Raw genomic sequence first — 16,501 nt, 5'->3', positions numbered from 1 at the left:
TCTACCTACCGATATAATATCTAGGCAAGTCGGTCTGTGTTCTCCAGCGATTTTAAAATCATTTTTTGCGAGTTCCCCCTTTCCTAGCAGGGGACAAGGTGGAGACGGGAAATTATCAAAAATTATACTATTCAAAGTTAAGAATTAGTGAAATTTCCCGCTTCTGCCAATCTAGGAATTCTATTAAGGTTTGCGAGCGAGTGGAGTTCTCCTCAATGCCCCAACTCATCAAGAAACTTCCAACCGGAATTTTGTGCGCCCCTATCAAACAGTGGGACTCTGGACAATCTCCGGGGAACGAAAACAGTACAATTAAGTAGATAAACTCAAAAAAACAGCATACTCTACAGAACCGCAATTAATCTCATTTTGAGGAAAATTGTTGCGATCGCAAATTGGCTACCACCCCGCCGATGTCAACTATCTCGGGATAATTTTATAAGTGTTTGATCACTGATTGTTGGGCCATTTGTACCTTTTTAGTCATTTTCAAGGTATCGTCGATCGACCGTTGCCAATATTGCTCAAACTCAGCAATTACTTCCTGAACTTCTTCTGGTTGTGAAGTTTGAGGCTGTTAATTGGCCGACACAATCTAATAACTGAATTTTTTTTAATCTACCCAAAATCCGGCAATCCTAGCTAAGGTCGTAAAGAAAAGTAACAAAAATATATTTTAATTGGCTTAGGGAAATTAGCGAAATCCCAGCAGCGCTGCCAAGTTGGGATTCTCAAGACAGGCTGCGGGGGGTAACGGTTTAGAGAAAGTGCGATTCTGCGGTGGCGCTACCGATGTTGCTGAGCAAAGTGAATGATACCGAGTCGATGGTGCGATCGTGGCGATGGGATGGCGGCATAGTCAAACTGCGGACTCAATGGCTGCGCTGTTAAAAATGATGAAGTTCGATCGCGCGATCCGAATGTGCGATCCGAAGCCACTAACTCTTTGTCAAGGTTGGGAACCGAGGCGATGGCTCCTTTAGTGGCAGCTTTTGGCCGCGATGACAATTGGCTCGTCTGTTACTGTATGATGGCTCGGCGGTGCGATCGGCTGCCGCCCAAAATTGATTGTCAAAATGCTATACTCAAAATCAGAAAATAGTTGTACAATGTTTTTCTAGTCGTTTTTTACCGCTCCGCCTCCACAGCGAAAGAAGGTGAAAACAGGTGAAAAACACTAAGCGCGGGCGTAATTCAGTGGTAGAATGTCAGCTTCCCATGCTGAACGTCGTGGGTTCGAGTCCCACCGTCCGCTTTGAATGAATTTTCATATAATTGTGAAAATTAATTAGTGCTATCAATTCAATCTATGGCTTATTTCTTAACCGCTGCTTTATATAAGTTCGTTGAACTACCGGATTTTGCTGAGCTGAAAGCACCGCTAATCGATTGTTGCAACAACAACAACGTCAAAGGCACTATATTGCTGGCTCAAGAAGGCATCAATGGCACGATCGCAGGCTCATCCGAAGGCGTACACGCAGTGCTGGAATTCTTGCGTAGTGACCCGCGTTTTGCGGATCTCGTGCACAAGGAATCTTTCTCGGAAAAAGCACCTTTTTACCGCCTGAAAATACGCTTGAAGCGCGAAATCGTCACGATGGGAGTACCAGACATTAATCCCCGCCTCATGGCTGGCAAATATGTCAAGGCTGATGAGTGGAATAAGCTGCTTGATGACCCCGATGTTGTCGTGGTTGATGTTCGTAACGACTTCGAGGTATCTATGGGTACTTTTGCAGGCGCGATTAATCCAAAAACAAAAAGCTTTTCGGATTTGCCCGAATGGGCGCTGCAAGAAACTGCTTTACGCAATAAACCCAAGGTGGCAATGTTTTGCACGGGTGGTATTCGCTGCGAAAAATCTACTGCTTTTTTGCGTACTCAAGGTTTTGATGAAGTCTATCATCTTGAAGGCGGAATTTTAAAATATTTGGAAACGGTGCCGGAAGCAGAAAGTCGTTGGGAAGGTGAATGTTTTGTGTTTGATGAACGGGTTTCTGTTGGTCAGGGGTTAAAGCCGGGTAACTATGAACTTTGTCGCGGTTGTCGTCACCCGATTAGTCAGGAAGATAAGGCTTCTGAATTATTTGTACTTGGTGTGAGTTGTCCTCATTGTCATGACTCAAAAACTGAAACCAAAAAACAAGCTTTATCTGAACGTCAACGTCAGATTGAGCTTGCTAAGCGTCGCAACCAAGTACATATAGGCGCGCGCTACGATGCGAAGGAAAAAGTAGATGGTGCGATCAACTAATATTATTATTCACTAAGCTCAAAGAAACCCGGTTACTACGAAAAATCTTGTTTGGCGACGAGAAATCTACGAAGAAACCGGGTTTCTGGCCCAAAAAACCCGATCGCGCGATCGACTAATTATATCAATTCCGGTTGCGTCGGAATAATAAAATCGAGTCAACAGTTAACACTCAACCATTCAGTTTTTTGACCTTGAGTCAACAGTCAACAGTCAACAGTCAACAGTCAACAATAATTCCGGTGCAACCGGAATTAATATTATATGTCAGCAACATACCCGATTTTGTATTCCTTCCGCCGCTGTCCCTATGCTATGCGCGCGCGCTTGGCCTTAATGGTTAGCAATCGGGTGTGCGAGTTGCGGGAAGTTGTTTTGCGAGACAAACCACCAGAGATGTTGGAAGTATCTGCCAAAGGTACGGTACCAATATTGATTGATGTTGACGGGCGCGTACTCGATCAAAGTATCGATATCATGTTGTGGGCATTGAGACAACACGATCCTGAAAAATGGTTGATGCCACAGCAAGGTTCTGTTACAGAAATGCTGCAACTAATTGCTCTATTTGATGATAGGTTTAAATATCATCTTGATCGTTATAAGTACCCCGATCGTTATCCCGGTGTTGATGCCCAAGTACATCGTTATGAAGGTTCTTTATTCCTGGACAAACTAAATGCAAAGTTAAGTGTCACTAAATATTTGTTTGGTAACAATGTAGCATTGGCTGATATGGCGATCGCACCTTTTGTCCGTCAATTCGCTCATACCGATCTAAATTGGTTCAACGAACACCCTTGGCCTCCGCTACAAGCTTGGTTAGCAAGGTTTACAGAGTCGGAAATTTATACCAGTGTTATGCAGAAATATCCGAAATGGGAATCCGGTAATCCAGGGGTTATTTTTCCTCCCTCGTAATTACTTATTCTTATTCCCTGCCAGCATACTTATTAATTACCAAAATGTAATTTATCATGCTAAACTTATTGTTTTCAGAATAGCAGATTGACTGTCATTTGACTAGAAAAGTGACCCAGGCAAAAATCGCATTTTGCTAAAATTTTTAACTTGAAAGGATTGATTGTAATCTAGTAAGTATTGTCAGGTTGTAATTATGATTGATGTTGGTTCGTTAGTTCGATCGCCCAGAAACGATTTGGGAGTCGGAAAAGTTGTCGAGGTATCGCGTACCGATGCCGTAGTTGAATATTTTTGCTCAGTTAAAAACCGCATCCGCAAAACTGTACCCTTGGGTTTGCTGCAAGAAGCCAGACTTCAGCGCCAAACCCGCTGCTACCTCTGGAGTACCACTCAGGAAAGATGGATTATCGGGCGAGTTTATGACTGGGATGAAGATAAATTAGAGTACGAAATTGACCTCCCTGACAGCCAAAGTTTGCAAGCTGTTGAAACCGAACTTTACGTTCGCTGCAATATCCCGATCGCCGATCCGATCGACATTTTAGCAGTCAAAGGCCAAGAAACGCCGTATTTTCACGATCGCCGATTGGCATTCGTTCAATCTGCGATCGAACAGCGGGCCGTCAGCCGCGGCATGACGGGTTTAATTTCTGCTAACATAGACCTCTATCCGCACCAAGTAGAAGTCGTCCGGCGCGTCCTAGAAGACCCAATCGTGCGCTATTTATTGGCAGACGAACCAGGACTCGGAAAAACAGTAGAAGCCGGGACAATTCTCCGCCAATTCCTGCTAGATGAACCCAACGGACGCGCTGTGGTACTGGTTCCGAAATACTTGCTCGAACAGTGGCGGCAGGAGTTGGAAAATAAATTCTATTTGTCTCATTTTGCTGACCGAGTGCAGCTTGTTGCTATTAGCGAAATCAATCAAGTTAGCCGCAACGCCAACCTAGATTTCCTGATTGTTGATGAAGCGCATGATGTGGCGGCAATGGCACATTCGGGCGATCGCGCTCAGCAGCAGTCCTTTGAACTCTGTCAGAAACTAGCTCAGAAAAGCAAAAATGTATTGTTATTATCTGCAACGCCAGTTCTCGGCAACGAGCAAGATTTTCTAACGATGCTGCACTTGCTAGATCCCACAACTTACCGTCTTGATGACCTGGAAAGCTTCAAAGAACAGGTGCAAAACCGTCAAGAAATCGGTCGCGCTTTGCTGGATTTCCGAGAAAATGCCAAGCCTGCTGTTTTGCAAACAAAACTTGCTAAACTCCGCACTCTTTTTGCAAAAGATGATTATTTAATGGGATTAGCAACAGAGTTAGAAAGTTGTTTGAAAACGGAAGAAACCGCAGAACAGGCTCGGCTTGTCCGAAGTATTCGCACTCATGTTAGCGATACCTACCGCCTGCATCGTCGCATTCTTCGCAACCGCCGGGATGCGGTTGAAGATGTGATATTCGAGCGAGAAGCTATCCCCAAAACAGAGTACGATCTGAATGATGAACAGTGGTCGGAAATTCAAACCGTACTCGATAAATGGCGCACAGTCGCTCCCAAGTCGAGCGAATATCAAAGAATTTTTCTGCTGTTTTTCCGCGCTTCTGGTACTTGGTTGAATGTTTTAGAACGGGTTGTCAAAGCTCGTTTGCAGAAAAAATCGACTCCTGAGCTCGATCGTGAATTTGGACAAAATGACACGGCACTTTTGACCAAAACCGCGCTGTTTCCCGAAGAAAGGGAAATGCTGGAAACCTTGCTCAATACCCTGGAAAAGCCCCAGGAAGGTGCCGACAGACTGAGTTTGTTACGAATCGCGATTCTCCGATTTCTCGCAGTGGCTTTGAAGGTTCCGCGCGAGTATCACAGCAATCCTCGCGATTTGCTGTCGAGAATTCAACAGCAAATTAAACGGCCGATTCCGGGCGAACGTTTCCCGAAAATTGTGATTTTTTCCAGTTTTACAGCAACTTGTAAAGAAATTGCGGAAAATTTAGCTAAAATCTTTGGTAAAAAGGCGATCGCTAGTCATGAAACGGGAAAATCTGCTGATGATGTTGAGGCTAGTCTCAACCGATTTAAGACTGAGCCGCATTGTTTTATCTTAGTGTGCGATCGATCGGCGGAAGTAGGGGTAAATCTACAAGTGACAGATTGGTTAATTCACTTCGATTTGCCGTGGTTTCCCCATCAGTTAGAACAAAGACTCGGCAGAGTCGATCGCATTGGCAGCAAAATGGGAGTGCAATTTTGTTTGTTTGCAGGCCCGGATTTGCCGGAGAGTCCCCACGAAGCTTGGTTTCAAGTTTTAAAAGATGGGTTTGATATCTTCAATAAATCTATTGCTAGCCTTCAGTTTTATGCTGAGGAAAAACTTGTTAAACTGGAAGAAAAGTTGTTTGCTGAGGGAGGCAAGGGCTTATCCAGCGAAATTGAATCGATTAAAACTGAAATCGCACAAGAGAAAATCAAAATTGACGAACAGTACGTTCTAGATGAAATTGATACTCTTGATGACAGTGCATCTCAGTATTTTGAATCTCTCGACAACTGCGATGCTAAGCATAAAGAAATGCAGCGGGCTACTGAAGGTTGGTTGTGTCAAGCTCTCCATTTCAAACAAATTGAACATCCGAGTATATCGGGGTTGATGCGCTATAAACCCACTCAAAAAACGTTAATTCCCTCGAACGATTTGATGACCAGATTGGTTCCTTATTGCCAGCAATATGGTAGTTACAATCGCCGCATTGCTCATCAGAATGCGGATGTGGCTCTTTACCGAATTGGTGAGGGATTGATCGATGCACTTGGCTCTTATATTCGCTGGGACGATCGCGGTCAAGCTTTTGCCATGTGGCGGCATGATGAAAGTTGGGATGCGGAGCCCGGGAAGGAGTGGTTCGGCTTTCAGTTTAATTATTCAATCCAGACTGATGTGCAGCCGGCCCAGCAAGTTTTGCAAGCACAAAATATCGAAAATTACAACTTAAAAGCTTTGCAGCGCCGCGCTGATGCTCTGTTTCTCCCAATTTTTGAAACTGTGTTTGTAGATGCTCGCAGTGAGCAAATGTCACTGGTGGAAGATGCAGAAATTCTAGCGATTTTGCAGCGGGATTATAAGGGGAAAGGCGGGCCGAATCGGGATTATAATTTGTCGAAAAATCGCACGTCGCTGATTGACAGTTTTGTCGATCCGCTAGAATGGGATGATTTTTGTCAAAAGGGACGGGTGGTATCGGAGGAATTGCTGCGCGGGCGATCGGCTTTTGTGGAAATGTGCGATCGATCTGCTGTCCGTGCTGCAATCCAACTCGAAAACCGGGTGAATCAATTGCAGTTGCGCTTGAATCGACTTTCTAAATCCGAACAAGTTTTAGAATCGCTTTTAGCTGAGGAAATCAGTACGGAAAGTTTGTTGAGTCAAGCGGTTTTAGCTGGTATTCGCCGCCCGCACATGACTCTTGAGTCTGTGGGATTTATTGTGATTTCTGGGCGTCCTCCTGTAAAGTCGGAGGATGAAGGATAATTTGTTTGGGAGGGCGATCGCTCTTTTTGAACCGCAGATGCAGGCGGATCAACGGGGATGGACGCAGATGGATGAAAGGGATTCGCACTTACCGACTAAACCTCTTCAAAAATTGCGCCTCGCTGCTGTAAATTCACCTGCATCTCCTCATCCATTCCTGAATTGTTCCCAAACCTCGCTGACTCGACATTCGCACCGCTGAAATTAGTATTTGTTAAGTTCACTTCCAGCAGATTTGCGCCGCTCAAATTGGCACCGCTGAGGTTAGCTAAAGCTAGACTTGCTTTGTGCAAATCTGCACCGCTTAAATTAGCATTTCCTAAGAAAGCGCCGCTCAAATCTGCACCGCCGAATTTGGCATTTTGCAGGTTGGCGTCGCTGAAATCGGCATCGTTTAAGTTTGCACCCCGAAAATTTGCCCGATCGAGATTTGCGCTGCTAAAATCCACTGCACTTAATGTCGTTCCCCGCAAGGTGCTACCCGCGAAATCTAGTGCTGGATTAAGATTGGCGATTTTTGCCAACTCCACAAAGTTGTCGGTTTCAGCGGAGATAATGCGATCAACCATTTCCTGCAATTCCGATTCAGCTTCCGGGACAATTTTCACTTCGCGCGGTTCAACCGGAGGTAAATTGTAGGACAATAGCGCCCAACTGAGGGCAGGTTGGAGTTTATTTGCTTGCAGGTATATAGTCAGGATTCTTTCTAAAACCGAATGTTGATTTGGCGTGATGTCGTGTGGCCACAAACCCTCCGCATCTGTGAGATTAATATCTTCTTTAGCAACTTCAAAAGCCGCTGCCATCCGAAATTCTTTGCCAGCTACTTCTCCCAATTTAGCACTTTTTAGCAAACCTTTTAATACTGATTTGCCCTGTTCTACTGCAAAAATCCAAGCTGGCGTTGTATCATTGTTTATTGTGGAAACGTGACACCATATGCTCTCTGTTCCCTTAATTTTTTCCGCCTTCTCCCCGCCCTGAACTCCCCGCTGACTTTCGGTTACTAAATTTTCTGCACTGCTTTGAAGGGCCAGGGTTTCTTCTATTGGCAAAAGCTTGAAAGAACCGACTAACTGACGTGATGCTACCGGGATTTCGCAGTTTTCTAGATAGAGTTTGAGTGTCCCGCCTTGCAGACCAAATTTGACGCGACCGCCGAGCAGCGGTTCCCAATGCTCGTTAAAATTCAGACTCAAGTGAATGTCGAGCTGCTGGGTTTGGGGTGCAACCGATGAAACTGGAATTGCTTCTAATTGCATCCACAAGCAATCTGGGTATTTGTTGTGAGACTCTAGCGATCGCATATCGGGTAGAATTGCTGGCACTACCAGCCTGTAATTGATATTTAAATTAGTTTATCCTCTCTATTTTATCACAATACAGCTTTTTTTTGTGGGTGAAATTGTAAACTTTGTTTAATTTGATCCGCAACTCATTGGTTTTGCTGAATTTGGCTTTTCACCCAATTCCGAAATGCTTTCACTAATTCCAAATAGTCCATTGTTTCTGCTTGTTCCAAAAATCTGACAATCTCTAATATCGGTAAGCTGGGAAATGCTAAACTGATCTCGCCCTCAACGTATTCTCCATTTTCTAATCTGTTGATTCTGAGTCGCGAGCCATTATAAATCCAAACTTCCGGCACTCCCAGATCCGCATAAACCTGCAAGCTATTGTCCGAACGGCTGGTAATATCAATTTCCACTACTAAATCCGGCGGCGGATCTTGATTCAGGTCGATTCTTTTTTTGCCTTTAACTGCACTAATATTTTGGATGTAAAAACATTTATCTGGTTCTGCACCGCTAAGTTCAGGACGTTTGAATGTCGTAGAACCCAGAGGTTCAATTCTCACATCTAATTCTTCAGCTAAGGTTTCAACAAATCGACCCAATACTTCTTTGAAACGTTCGTGTTCTGGGGAGGGTACCATAATTTCAAGATTACCGCGATTATATGTCAGTCGAATTTGCCGGTCGCCGATTTCGGCAAGCAAATTTTCGTAGGTTTGCCAACTGATACCCGATAGCTGGACAATTTGTTCGGGCGGGGCGAGAGTTTGAGCAGACATAGGGCTACTTTGGTGAAGAGTTCGAGCGCACTTTTACATTATATCGAAAAAAGCTCGATCGCTCTTTAATTACTGAGTTAAAATATATGCTATAGATCCCGAATGTTTAGTCACCACTAGGCGCGGGAAATACCGACAACAAATCCAGAGATAACTCGGCAAAACCCGGAAGTCCCACCGTCTGATTTGGCAAAGCAACTCGTTGCAATTGATAACTATAACTCCCGTTTTGTTTCTGATAAGGTTCGCTGTGCATTTCCAGTTGATTATCAACCAAATTAAATATCCAATAATTAGAAATCCCAGTCTCAGCATAGAGAGACAGCTTGGTTGTGCGATCGTACTTCAACGTAGAATCCGAAACCTCAATTACCAACAAAATATCAACAGGCTGCGGGTGAGAAGAGAAATAACGATCAGCTCGATTGCGGGCAATAACAACATCAGGCTCTGGTTCGCTATCATCAGACAAAATAATTGGCTCTTGACCGCGCACGATCGCTCTTTTTCGCAGCAGCGGGTACAATTCTCCTAACAGTAGCGAATTACAAACAGAGTGAAACGTACTTTTAGTCGCCTTGATGATAATTTCTCCGCGAATCAATTCCACTCGGTCATCGGGGGCGAAAAATCCCAGTTCTCCCAAACGGTGATATTCGGCGATCGAGAATCGTTTTGCAGTTACGGCAGTCATAGCTTTTCTTACCCTCTACAATTACCAACCTTTCCAATTAATTCTACTCAAAAATCCCGCCCCGTGCCGTCAATTCAACCTTCATGGCCTCCGAAATTCCCAGACAACAAAAAAACTTTGCATTTTCCACCACCGTATTTGTCAAATCAGCGCGGCTCAAATCAGCACCGTTTAAATTCGCACCACTCAAATTAACACCACTTAAATCAGCATTCTTGAAATCAGTATTTGTCAAATTTGCATTTACTAAAATCGCATTCGGTAAATAAGCACTGCTCAAATTTGCGCCGGTTAAATTTGCACCGCTCAAATTCGCCCGGGGCAGCTTTGTCCGCAAATCAGCACCGCTCAAATTAGCGCTGCTGAGTTCAGCATCCCGCAAATTAGCATTGCACAAATTAGCATCAATTAAAATAGCAGCGCTCAGCAAAGCACCGCTGAGATCGGCCAAAGTCAAATCTGCGCCTCGGAGGTTGGTTTCGCGCAAATCCGCACCGTTAAAATCAGCGTAGTGCAAGTCAAAACCGCTTAAATTAGCCCCAGCAAAATCCTCAATCGGATTCAAACCAACTGTTTCTGTAAGTTGTACAAAACTCTTATTTTTATCAGTTAAAAACAGTTGCCGGACGATCGCCAATTGCTGCTGTCGGTACTGGTTAGCCTTCTCGTAATCTGCTAAATATTTGTAAGCAAGCTTTAAATTCTTGAGAGCATTGCGCTCAATGCGATCGTCCTTGCTGACACGCGCGATCGACAACTGCTCGTCATAACATTCGATCGCACCTGGCAAATCTCCCTTAGCATCGTAAGCTAGCGCCAAATTGCCCAAAGTTTCCAGCTCAGAGCGCCCGTCGCCAGTGTCCCGCGCGATCGCCAAGCGCTGTTGCTGGTAATCAATAGCACCAGGAAAATCCTCCAGAGCACAACAAGCATTGCCCAGATTTCCCAAAGCATTAGCCTCGCCGCGGCGATCGCCAATTTCCCGAGCTAACACCAAATGCTGCTGGTAGCAGTCGATCGCCTGAGCATAATTTCCCAGCGCTTCGTAAGCTACGCCCATATTACCCAGCGCCGCACCCGATCGCCGCTTATCGTCCAGTGAGCGATACAGCGCCAGCGCTTCCTGCCAAGAACCCAGCGCCGCGTCAAATTGTCGCGCCTGATATTGCGAAATCCCCTGCTTGATTAGCTCGCTAGCTTGTTCGCTCATAATGTCAAAATTAGTTAATAACTAAAGTTGATATTAATCGACTCAAAGCGGTAATTGCTAATCGGTGGCTTTTTCTTTCCTCTCCCCTGACCGAAAGCAGCCAGGTTACAAGCCCCCGGATTCATTCGTGGAGCGAGAAAAAAGCTCCGAATCCTCTTTCTTCACTTTCCCCCGGATTTATCAGTGGGGTTGCTTTCTTCAATTCTTTAATCTTTAATCTTTAATCGATTGACAAATATAGGTTTTTTACAGCTATAGCAATCCTCGCATCAGTTGTAAAAATATGTAGGGGTAGTGCTACCCCTACTCCCCGTGCCTACCCCAGCAAAGGCGGGGCAACCGGGCGTGGGTTTGCCCCTACAAGAATTACACAAATCATTTAGGATTGCTATATTAAGTACAGGCAAGATGCCTGTACCACAAAAAAATGAATAATTGTGGAACCGGCATCTTGCCTGTTGCTAAAAATCTTGAGTTATGGTGGAACAGGCATCTTGCCTGTTGCTAAAAATCTTGTTAACAAAAAAAGTAATTAAAATAAAAGTTATCCAAAATCACCAAAATATAGTAAAATAGTAGATTGTGATTTATCTAAGGATATCAACAGATTATGGCTAAAAAGAGCATGGTCGAGCGCGAGAAAAAGCGCCAGAGACTCGTAGACAAGTACGCCGACAAGCGGGAAGACCTGAAAGACCAGTTTGACCAAGCTAACAATCAGATGGACAAAATGGCGATTCACCGCCAACTACAACAGCTACCCCGCAGCAGTTCGCGGACTCGCTTGCGGAACCGCTGCTGGGCAACAGGACGGCCCAGAGGTTACTATCGTGACTTCGGACTGTCTCGCAACATGATGCGAGAAATGGCTCACGAAGGTCTTTTGCCCGGTGTTGTGAAGTCTAGCTGGTAGCACGAAGGAAGAAGGAAGAAGGAAGGAAGAAGAAAAAAACTCACAATTAATCGGCAGGATTAGGTTTGGGGTTGATTTTTGTTTCAGACTTATGAATTAAATTTTCCTCCTTCTTGCTTCACTGGCCGCAGCATTTATCGATGCCGAGACTTTCGAGTAACAAGTCACTGACGGCATTGGCGATCGCAAATTCGCCGTAGAAGCTTTTAGAAAAATCATAGGCCTGCATTTCGGTGACGATCGCAATTACGAGGCTGCCCACGTCATTTTCGCCTTCCATACGCTGGCGGACATAGATTTGGGCAGCTCTTTTAGCTATTTGCTGGTTGGCTGCTTCTGGGATAAACTCGGAGTCTAGCCAGGCCAGCAGCGTTTGTTGGAGCCATTGCCCTTCTTGCTCAGGGTTTTTGGCGGGCGGTAAGGTAATAGGTTCGATGGTTTCAGACATGACTATTCCTAATTGCTAATGTTGACTTTGAAAAGTCAATTGACAAATGAGAACTGATAAATATATGCAATATGATATACCGACAATTATACAAGGATACGCGCAAGGCTATTTCTTGATGGCCAATGACGGGGAGGAAAGTTTGGGGTGGTATTCCAGTCGGCAGCGGGCGCTGATTCCCCTGGATGAAAGATTTACCTATCCGAAATCCCTGCGTCGCCAAATCAATCAAAATCGATTTTCGGTGGCTGTAAACCGCGATTTTGGGGCGGTGGTTGAGGGTTGTGCCGATCGCGAAACGACTTGGATTTCTAAGGAACTCAAGAAGATTTACTGGGGTTTGTATGAGGCCGGTTGGGCTTACAGCTTCGAGACTTGGTGCGGGGACGAATTGGCGGGCGGTATTCTCGGATTGTCGATCGGCGGTGCGTTTATTGGGGAGTCGATGTTTTACCGAATTCCCGAGGGTTCTAAGGTGGCGATGGTGAAGTTGGTGGAGAGATTGCGCGATCGATCTTATCTGATGTTCGACGCTCAAATGAACAATCCGCACTTGGAAAGATTCGGCGCTTATACTGTTAAGGAAAAACTGTACAACACTCTTTTGCAAGAAGCTTTGAAGCGCCGCTGCTCGCTATTTTAAATATGCTCTGCGGGGGGAAACAGCAGATGATAGCGGGGTCGGATCGCACTTCTGAAATTGATTCTAATCTGATAACTCAATACGGTTCAGTTAGCGGTTGTCCGCAGCGACTCACGAAGCAATCGCAGTATCTATTTTTCACATAGTTTTTCCTACAGGACTATCTTATCTGAACCGTATTGTCTGATAACTATCCAATTCCGCATCAAAACACTCTCAACAAGACGGAGGCAGAGCATATCTGCGTTGCCACGCTGGAGCTTGGTAAAATCTAAAATCTAAAATCTAAAATCGATTGACGGCGGCCCCCATCTGCGGCTACGCTTTTAAGTGAAAGGTTGCTTTGCTTGTAGAGGAGGCAGCCCGCGTCGCCCAAAAATCTAGTTGCACTGCCCAAAGCTGCTGGTAACAGCAATGGACAGCATAACCGCCAAACTGAGCAACCAGTCTGGAGGCTAACGGAGCATTGTAACATTCTCTGTGGCCGCCCTGCTGTGTGTTGAAATGCGGGGCGGCTGGATTTTTGGGTTTTCTTAGAAAACCCAAAGTCAGGAGAACATAATATGTCACAGGAATTCGTGTCCGACGAAAACGAATTTGATTGCCCAAATTCCGAGCCCGCAGCAGTATCGGAACAGGATGTGGTGCTGGTAACGGTTGTGGGTTCGCCCCAGGGTGTCAGGGAAACGATACTTACTTTGTACCGGCTGGGATTTGCTGAAGTCGGCGATTGGAGTCCGGTACAGCGCGCGGCAAATCCGAAGCAGGTGATGAGTGTGTTGATTCGCCGGAAAGTGCGATCGACTGACAGTAAGCCGCCCGCAAGGTAAGCTGCATAATAATGCGCTTTTTCACACTCCGGCAGGGGTTTAGACCGCTGGCGGAGTGCGGAAAAGTGCATTAAGTTGATATTTATTGATATTTATGGGCGATGTCTCGCGTCCTTACCCGTAGCTAAACTTTTCAGCCTCGCTATAATAATTTCAAATTAAAGTATACAAATCGAGCAAAAAGCAATGGTAGATCCAGTCAGCGCGGGTTTGGTTTGGGTGTTAGTGTCACCTATTTTGAAAAAATTCGGAGAAGACGTTTTAGAGGACTACCTTAAAGATTTTTTTAAAGGTTGTATTAAAGATGTTGAAGGACTTGCTAAAAAGCCCTTTGCTAAAAATGCAGTTCGCGATGCCCTGAAATCCTTTATTATATTGTTCGAGCAGGAATTAGAGCGATCGCACTTAGATAAAAAACAGATCCAGCAATATCTGCAACCTTTACGCCAATTTCTCTAGCAACCTGATGTCAGGCAAGTTTTGGGAACTGCGTTTCCAGGCAATTGTAAATATTTAAACACTGGTATTTTAGCTCAGCACTGGCAAAATTTGCGCTTGCAACATCCGGTGCGACGGAATTTGCCCACCTTCACTCAGGTTGTACCTGCTAATTTTTTACAGGAGCAACCTGTTTCCTCGCTTCCCGATACGTTTAGTTGGGAACAAGTCGCAGAAAAGTATCTAAAAAGCGTTAAATTAATTATCCAGCAAAATGCCGAACTGCGACAAATTTTAAACACAAATCAATTTACCAGCATGGAGCAGAGTCTCGCAACAATTGCTCCGATTCCGGCTGAATTTAAGTTAGAAAGTTATCAAGAAGGACTGCGAGAACAATATGAATATTTGGATTTAGGTAATTTAGATACGAGGTCGGGAGAATACGAACGACAACTGACTGTTAAAGAAATATTTATTCCCCAAAATGCGCGATCGTGTCAGGAATATTTGCCGAGAGATTATGAATTACCCAAGGAGATTCAAAAGCTATTGCGGGAACGGGGAGACATTGCCGCCGAAGTCCGTCCAGAAGATTTGGAACGCTACCAAAAAGCTTACACTCAACAGCAAAGTCGCTCTGTTCTAGAAGTAATTGATGATGTCAATTACCCTTATCTAGTCATTCTCGGCGATCCGGGTTCTGGGAAATCTACGCTCTTAAAATACCAGGCGCTTCAGTGGGCAAAACTGTCTCCCAATCAGTTGTCCTCTCAACCGATTCACTTACTGATTGAATTGCGAAAGTACAATCGCAGTAGAGATGAAAAAGAGTGCAGTGATTTCCTAGAATTTATGGAGCGCGGTTCTAGTTGGATCGGGCATTTAAACAAATCTAGACTGGACGAATGGCTGCAAGCTGGTCGCGCTGTGGTCATGTTTGACGGGCTAGATGAAGTCTTTGAGGTGCCAAAACGCAATCTTATTGTTGCCCAAATTCATAATTTCACTCAAAAATATCCAACGGTGAAAGTGATTGTCACTTCTCGTGTGATTGGCTACCAGCAGCAACGGCTGAAAAATGCCGATTTTCATCACTTCATGCTGCAAGATTTTGAACCGGAACAAATTCAAGAGTTTATCCAGAAGTGGCACGAATTGACGTTTACAGACCGCTTGAAAAAAGCTGCAAGTTTAGAACGATTGGATAAAGCGATTGGGGAATCGAGGGCGATTCGAGAGTTGGCGGGAAATCCGCTGTTGCTGACAATGATGGCAATTCTGAATCGCAATCAAGAGTTACCGCGCTTTCGAGCTAAACTCTATGAAGAAGCCTCAAAAGTGCTGCTACATAAATGGGATTTTGAGGTGAAAGAAGAGCTGAAAAATGATAAGATTGACCCTCGTTTAATTGATGAAGAAGTCAGACAAAGTATCTGCGGGCGAATTGCATACAAAATGCAGTCGAGTGAGAAAGGATTAGCCGGGAATATTATTAGTCGCGATGATTTGCGGCCAACTATAGCGGAATCTTTGAGCGGGTTGATGGGAACTGAGGCAACTGCTTGTGCCAAGTTGATGGTAGATCAACTGCGCGATCGCAATTTTATTTTGTGCTTCTTGGGTGGATACAATGAAGATTATTATGCTTTTGTCCACCGCACGTTTTTGGAATATTTTTGTGCTTGGGAGTTTGTCCGGCAATTTGAGAAACAAAAAACGCTTGATTTAGATGGTTTCATTGAAGTTTTTCGAGAGCATTGGCGAGATGAGTCTTGGCATGAAGTGTTGCGTTTAATGGCGGGAATGCTGAATGCTAAGTTTACAAGTCAAATCCTAGAATACCTGATTGATGAAAATGGGGAAGCAGAAAATTTTAGCAATCTGTTTTTGGCGGCGCAGTGTGTTTCTGAAGTCAAGAATAGAAATGATATCGCTGCTATTGCTAGGAATTTGCGCGATCGAGTTAAAGAGTTAACTAAGTACGGAAATATCAAAGCTTATACACGTCAAGAAGATGACGAGCTAGTTTATAAAATTCGCAGAGAAGCAGTAGCAGCAGTTGCAGCCACTTGGAAAGATGACCCGGAAACCTTACCTATCCTCAAACAACGCGCTCAATCAGACGATAATTCGGATGTGCGACAAGCAGCAGTCGAAGAATTAGCACGGGGGTGGAAAGATGACCCGGAAACCTTACCTATCCTCAAACAACGCGCTCAATCAGACGATAATTGGGCTGTGCGACGTGCAGCAGTCCAAGAATTAGCACGGGGGTGGAAAGATGACCCGGAAACCTTACCTTGGCTCAAACAACGCGCTCAATCTGACGATAATTCGGATGTGCGACAAGCAGCAGTCCAAGAATTAGCACGGGGGTGGAAAGATGACCCGGAAACCTTACCTATCCTCAAACAATGCGCTCAATCAGACGATGATTGGCGTGTGCGAGAAGCAGCAGTCGAAGAATTAGCACGGGGGTGGAAAGATGACCCGGAAACCTTACCTATCCTCAAACAATGCGCTCAATCAGACGATGAT

At 44.8% G+C, this 16,501-nt stretch carries 14 protein-coding genes, 1 tRNA gene and 1 pseudogene; 10 read left to right on the top strand and 6 right to left on the bottom strand.

Annotated features, from left to right (window positions below; all coding sequences use genetic code 11):
* Positions 1–922: 922 nt before the first annotated feature.
* The 5 genes from QUA40_RS03640 to dpdE all read left to right on the top strand — a co-directional run bounded on the left by QUA40_RS03640 (position 923) and on the right by dpdE (position 6,710).
* A complete protein-coding gene (locus tag QUA40_RS03640) occupies positions 923–1,102 on the top strand; it encodes a hypothetical protein (protein ID WP_333121859.1) in 180 nt (59 codons plus the stop codon).
* A gap of 81 nt (positions 1,103–1,183) precedes the next feature.
* Positions 1,184–1,255, top strand: a tRNA-Gly gene (locus tag QUA40_RS03635).
* A gap of 54 nt (positions 1,256–1,309) precedes the next feature.
* Positions 1,310–2,257, top strand: a complete 948-nt coding sequence (gene trhO, locus QUA40_RS03630) for an oxygen-dependent tRNA uridine(34) hydroxylase TrhO (RefSeq protein ID WP_333121858.1) — start codon at positions 1,310–1,312, stop codon at positions 2,255–2,257.
* Positions 2,258–2,521: 264 nt separating this feature from the next.
* Entirely contained in the window at positions 2,522–3,178 is a 657-nt protein-coding gene (locus QUA40_RS03625; RefSeq protein WP_333121857.1) for a glutathione S-transferase, read from the top strand.
* A 196-nt stretch (positions 3,179–3,374) separates the two neighbouring features.
* Positions 3,375–6,710 carry a protein DpdE gene (gene dpdE, locus QUA40_RS03620; RefSeq protein ID WP_333121855.1) on the top strand — a complete coding sequence of 1,112 codons (3,336 nt, stop codon included), beginning with the start codon at positions 3,375–3,377 and terminating at the stop codon, positions 6,708–6,710.
* A gap of 95 nt (positions 6,711–6,805) precedes the next feature.
* On the opposite strand, the gene QUA40_RS03615 is transcribed toward dpdE, so the two are convergent.
* From QUA40_RS03615 to QUA40_RS03600, 4 genes are all read right to left on the bottom strand, one after another.
* Positions 6,806–8,038, bottom strand: coding sequence for a pentapeptide repeat-containing protein (locus tag QUA40_RS03615; RefSeq protein ID WP_333121854.1), 1,233 nt, complete (start codon positions 8,036–8,038; stop codon positions 6,806–6,808).
* A 107-nt stretch (positions 8,039–8,145) separates the two neighbouring features.
* Positions 8,146–8,784, bottom strand: coding sequence for a Uma2 family endonuclease (locus tag QUA40_RS03610; RefSeq protein ID WP_333121853.1), 639 nt, complete (start codon positions 8,782–8,784; stop codon positions 8,146–8,148).
* A 106-nt stretch (positions 8,785–8,890) separates the two neighbouring features.
* Positions 8,891–9,478, bottom strand: coding sequence for a Uma2 family endonuclease (locus QUA40_RS03605; RefSeq protein ID WP_333121851.1), 588 nt, complete (start codon positions 9,476–9,478; stop codon positions 8,891–8,893).
* Between the two features lie 43 nt (positions 9,479–9,521).
* The gene (locus tag QUA40_RS03600) at positions 9,522–10,688 is read right to left on the bottom strand and encodes a pentapeptide repeat-containing protein (RefSeq protein ID WP_333121849.1); all 1,167 of its coding nucleotides are present in this window, start codon (positions 10,686–10,688) and stop codon (positions 9,522–9,524) included.
* 610 nt (positions 10,689–11,298) lie between these two features.
* Between QUA40_RS03600 and rpsN the strand changes: the two genes are divergently transcribed.
* A complete protein-coding gene (rpsN, locus tag QUA40_RS03595) occupies positions 11,299–11,601 on the top strand; it encodes a 30S ribosomal protein S14 (protein WP_006633844.1) in 303 nt (100 codons plus the stop codon).
* A gap of 118 nt (positions 11,602–11,719) precedes the next feature.
* Here rpsN and QUA40_RS03590 read toward each other — a convergent pair whose 3' ends face one another.
* Entirely contained in the window at positions 11,720–12,049 is a 330-nt protein-coding gene (locus QUA40_RS03590; RefSeq protein ID WP_190740107.1) for a hypothetical protein, read from the bottom strand.
* A gap of 64 nt (positions 12,050–12,113) precedes the next feature.
* Between QUA40_RS03590 and aat the strand changes: the two genes are divergently transcribed.
* Complete coding sequence (aat, locus tag QUA40_RS03585) at positions 12,114–12,692, top strand: leucyl/phenylalanyl-tRNA--protein transferase (RefSeq protein WP_333121847.1); 579 nt, start codon at positions 12,114–12,116, stop codon at positions 12,690–12,692.
* Between the two features lie 318 nt (positions 12,693–13,010).
* Here aat and QUA40_RS03580 read toward each other — a convergent pair whose 3' ends face one another.
* The gene (locus QUA40_RS03580) at positions 13,011–13,262 is read right to left on the bottom strand and encodes a hypothetical protein (protein WP_333121845.1); all 252 of its coding nucleotides are present in this window, start codon (positions 13,260–13,262) and stop codon (positions 13,011–13,013) included.
* Between QUA40_RS03580 and QUA40_RS03575 the strand changes: the two genes are divergently transcribed.
* From QUA40_RS03575 to QUA40_RS28925, 3 genes and pseudogenes are all read left to right on the top strand, one after another.
* Positions 13,256–13,522, top strand: coding sequence for a hypothetical protein (locus tag QUA40_RS03575; RefSeq protein WP_333121843.1), 267 nt, complete (start codon positions 13,256–13,258; stop codon positions 13,520–13,522). The two genes, QUA40_RS03580 and QUA40_RS03575, sit on opposite strands and share 7 nt — an antisense overlap.
* A gap of 186 nt (positions 13,523–13,708) precedes the next feature.
* A pseudogene (locus QUA40_RS28930) lies at positions 13,709–15,106 on the top strand (NACHT domain-containing protein); the annotation flags it as partial.
* A gap of 123 nt (positions 15,107–15,229) precedes the next feature.
* Positions 15,230–16,501 (top strand): NACHT domain-containing protein (locus QUA40_RS28925; RefSeq protein ID WP_445301118.1); only part of this gene is annotated, 1,272 nt, incomplete at its 3' end.

This window comes from Microcoleus sp. Pol11C3, from assembly GCF_036701485.1.
Classification (GTDB): domain Bacteria; phylum Cyanobacteriota; class Cyanobacteriia; order Cyanobacteriales; family Microcoleaceae; genus Microcoleus.
This window is presented reverse-complemented; position numbering and strand designations above follow the sequence as displayed.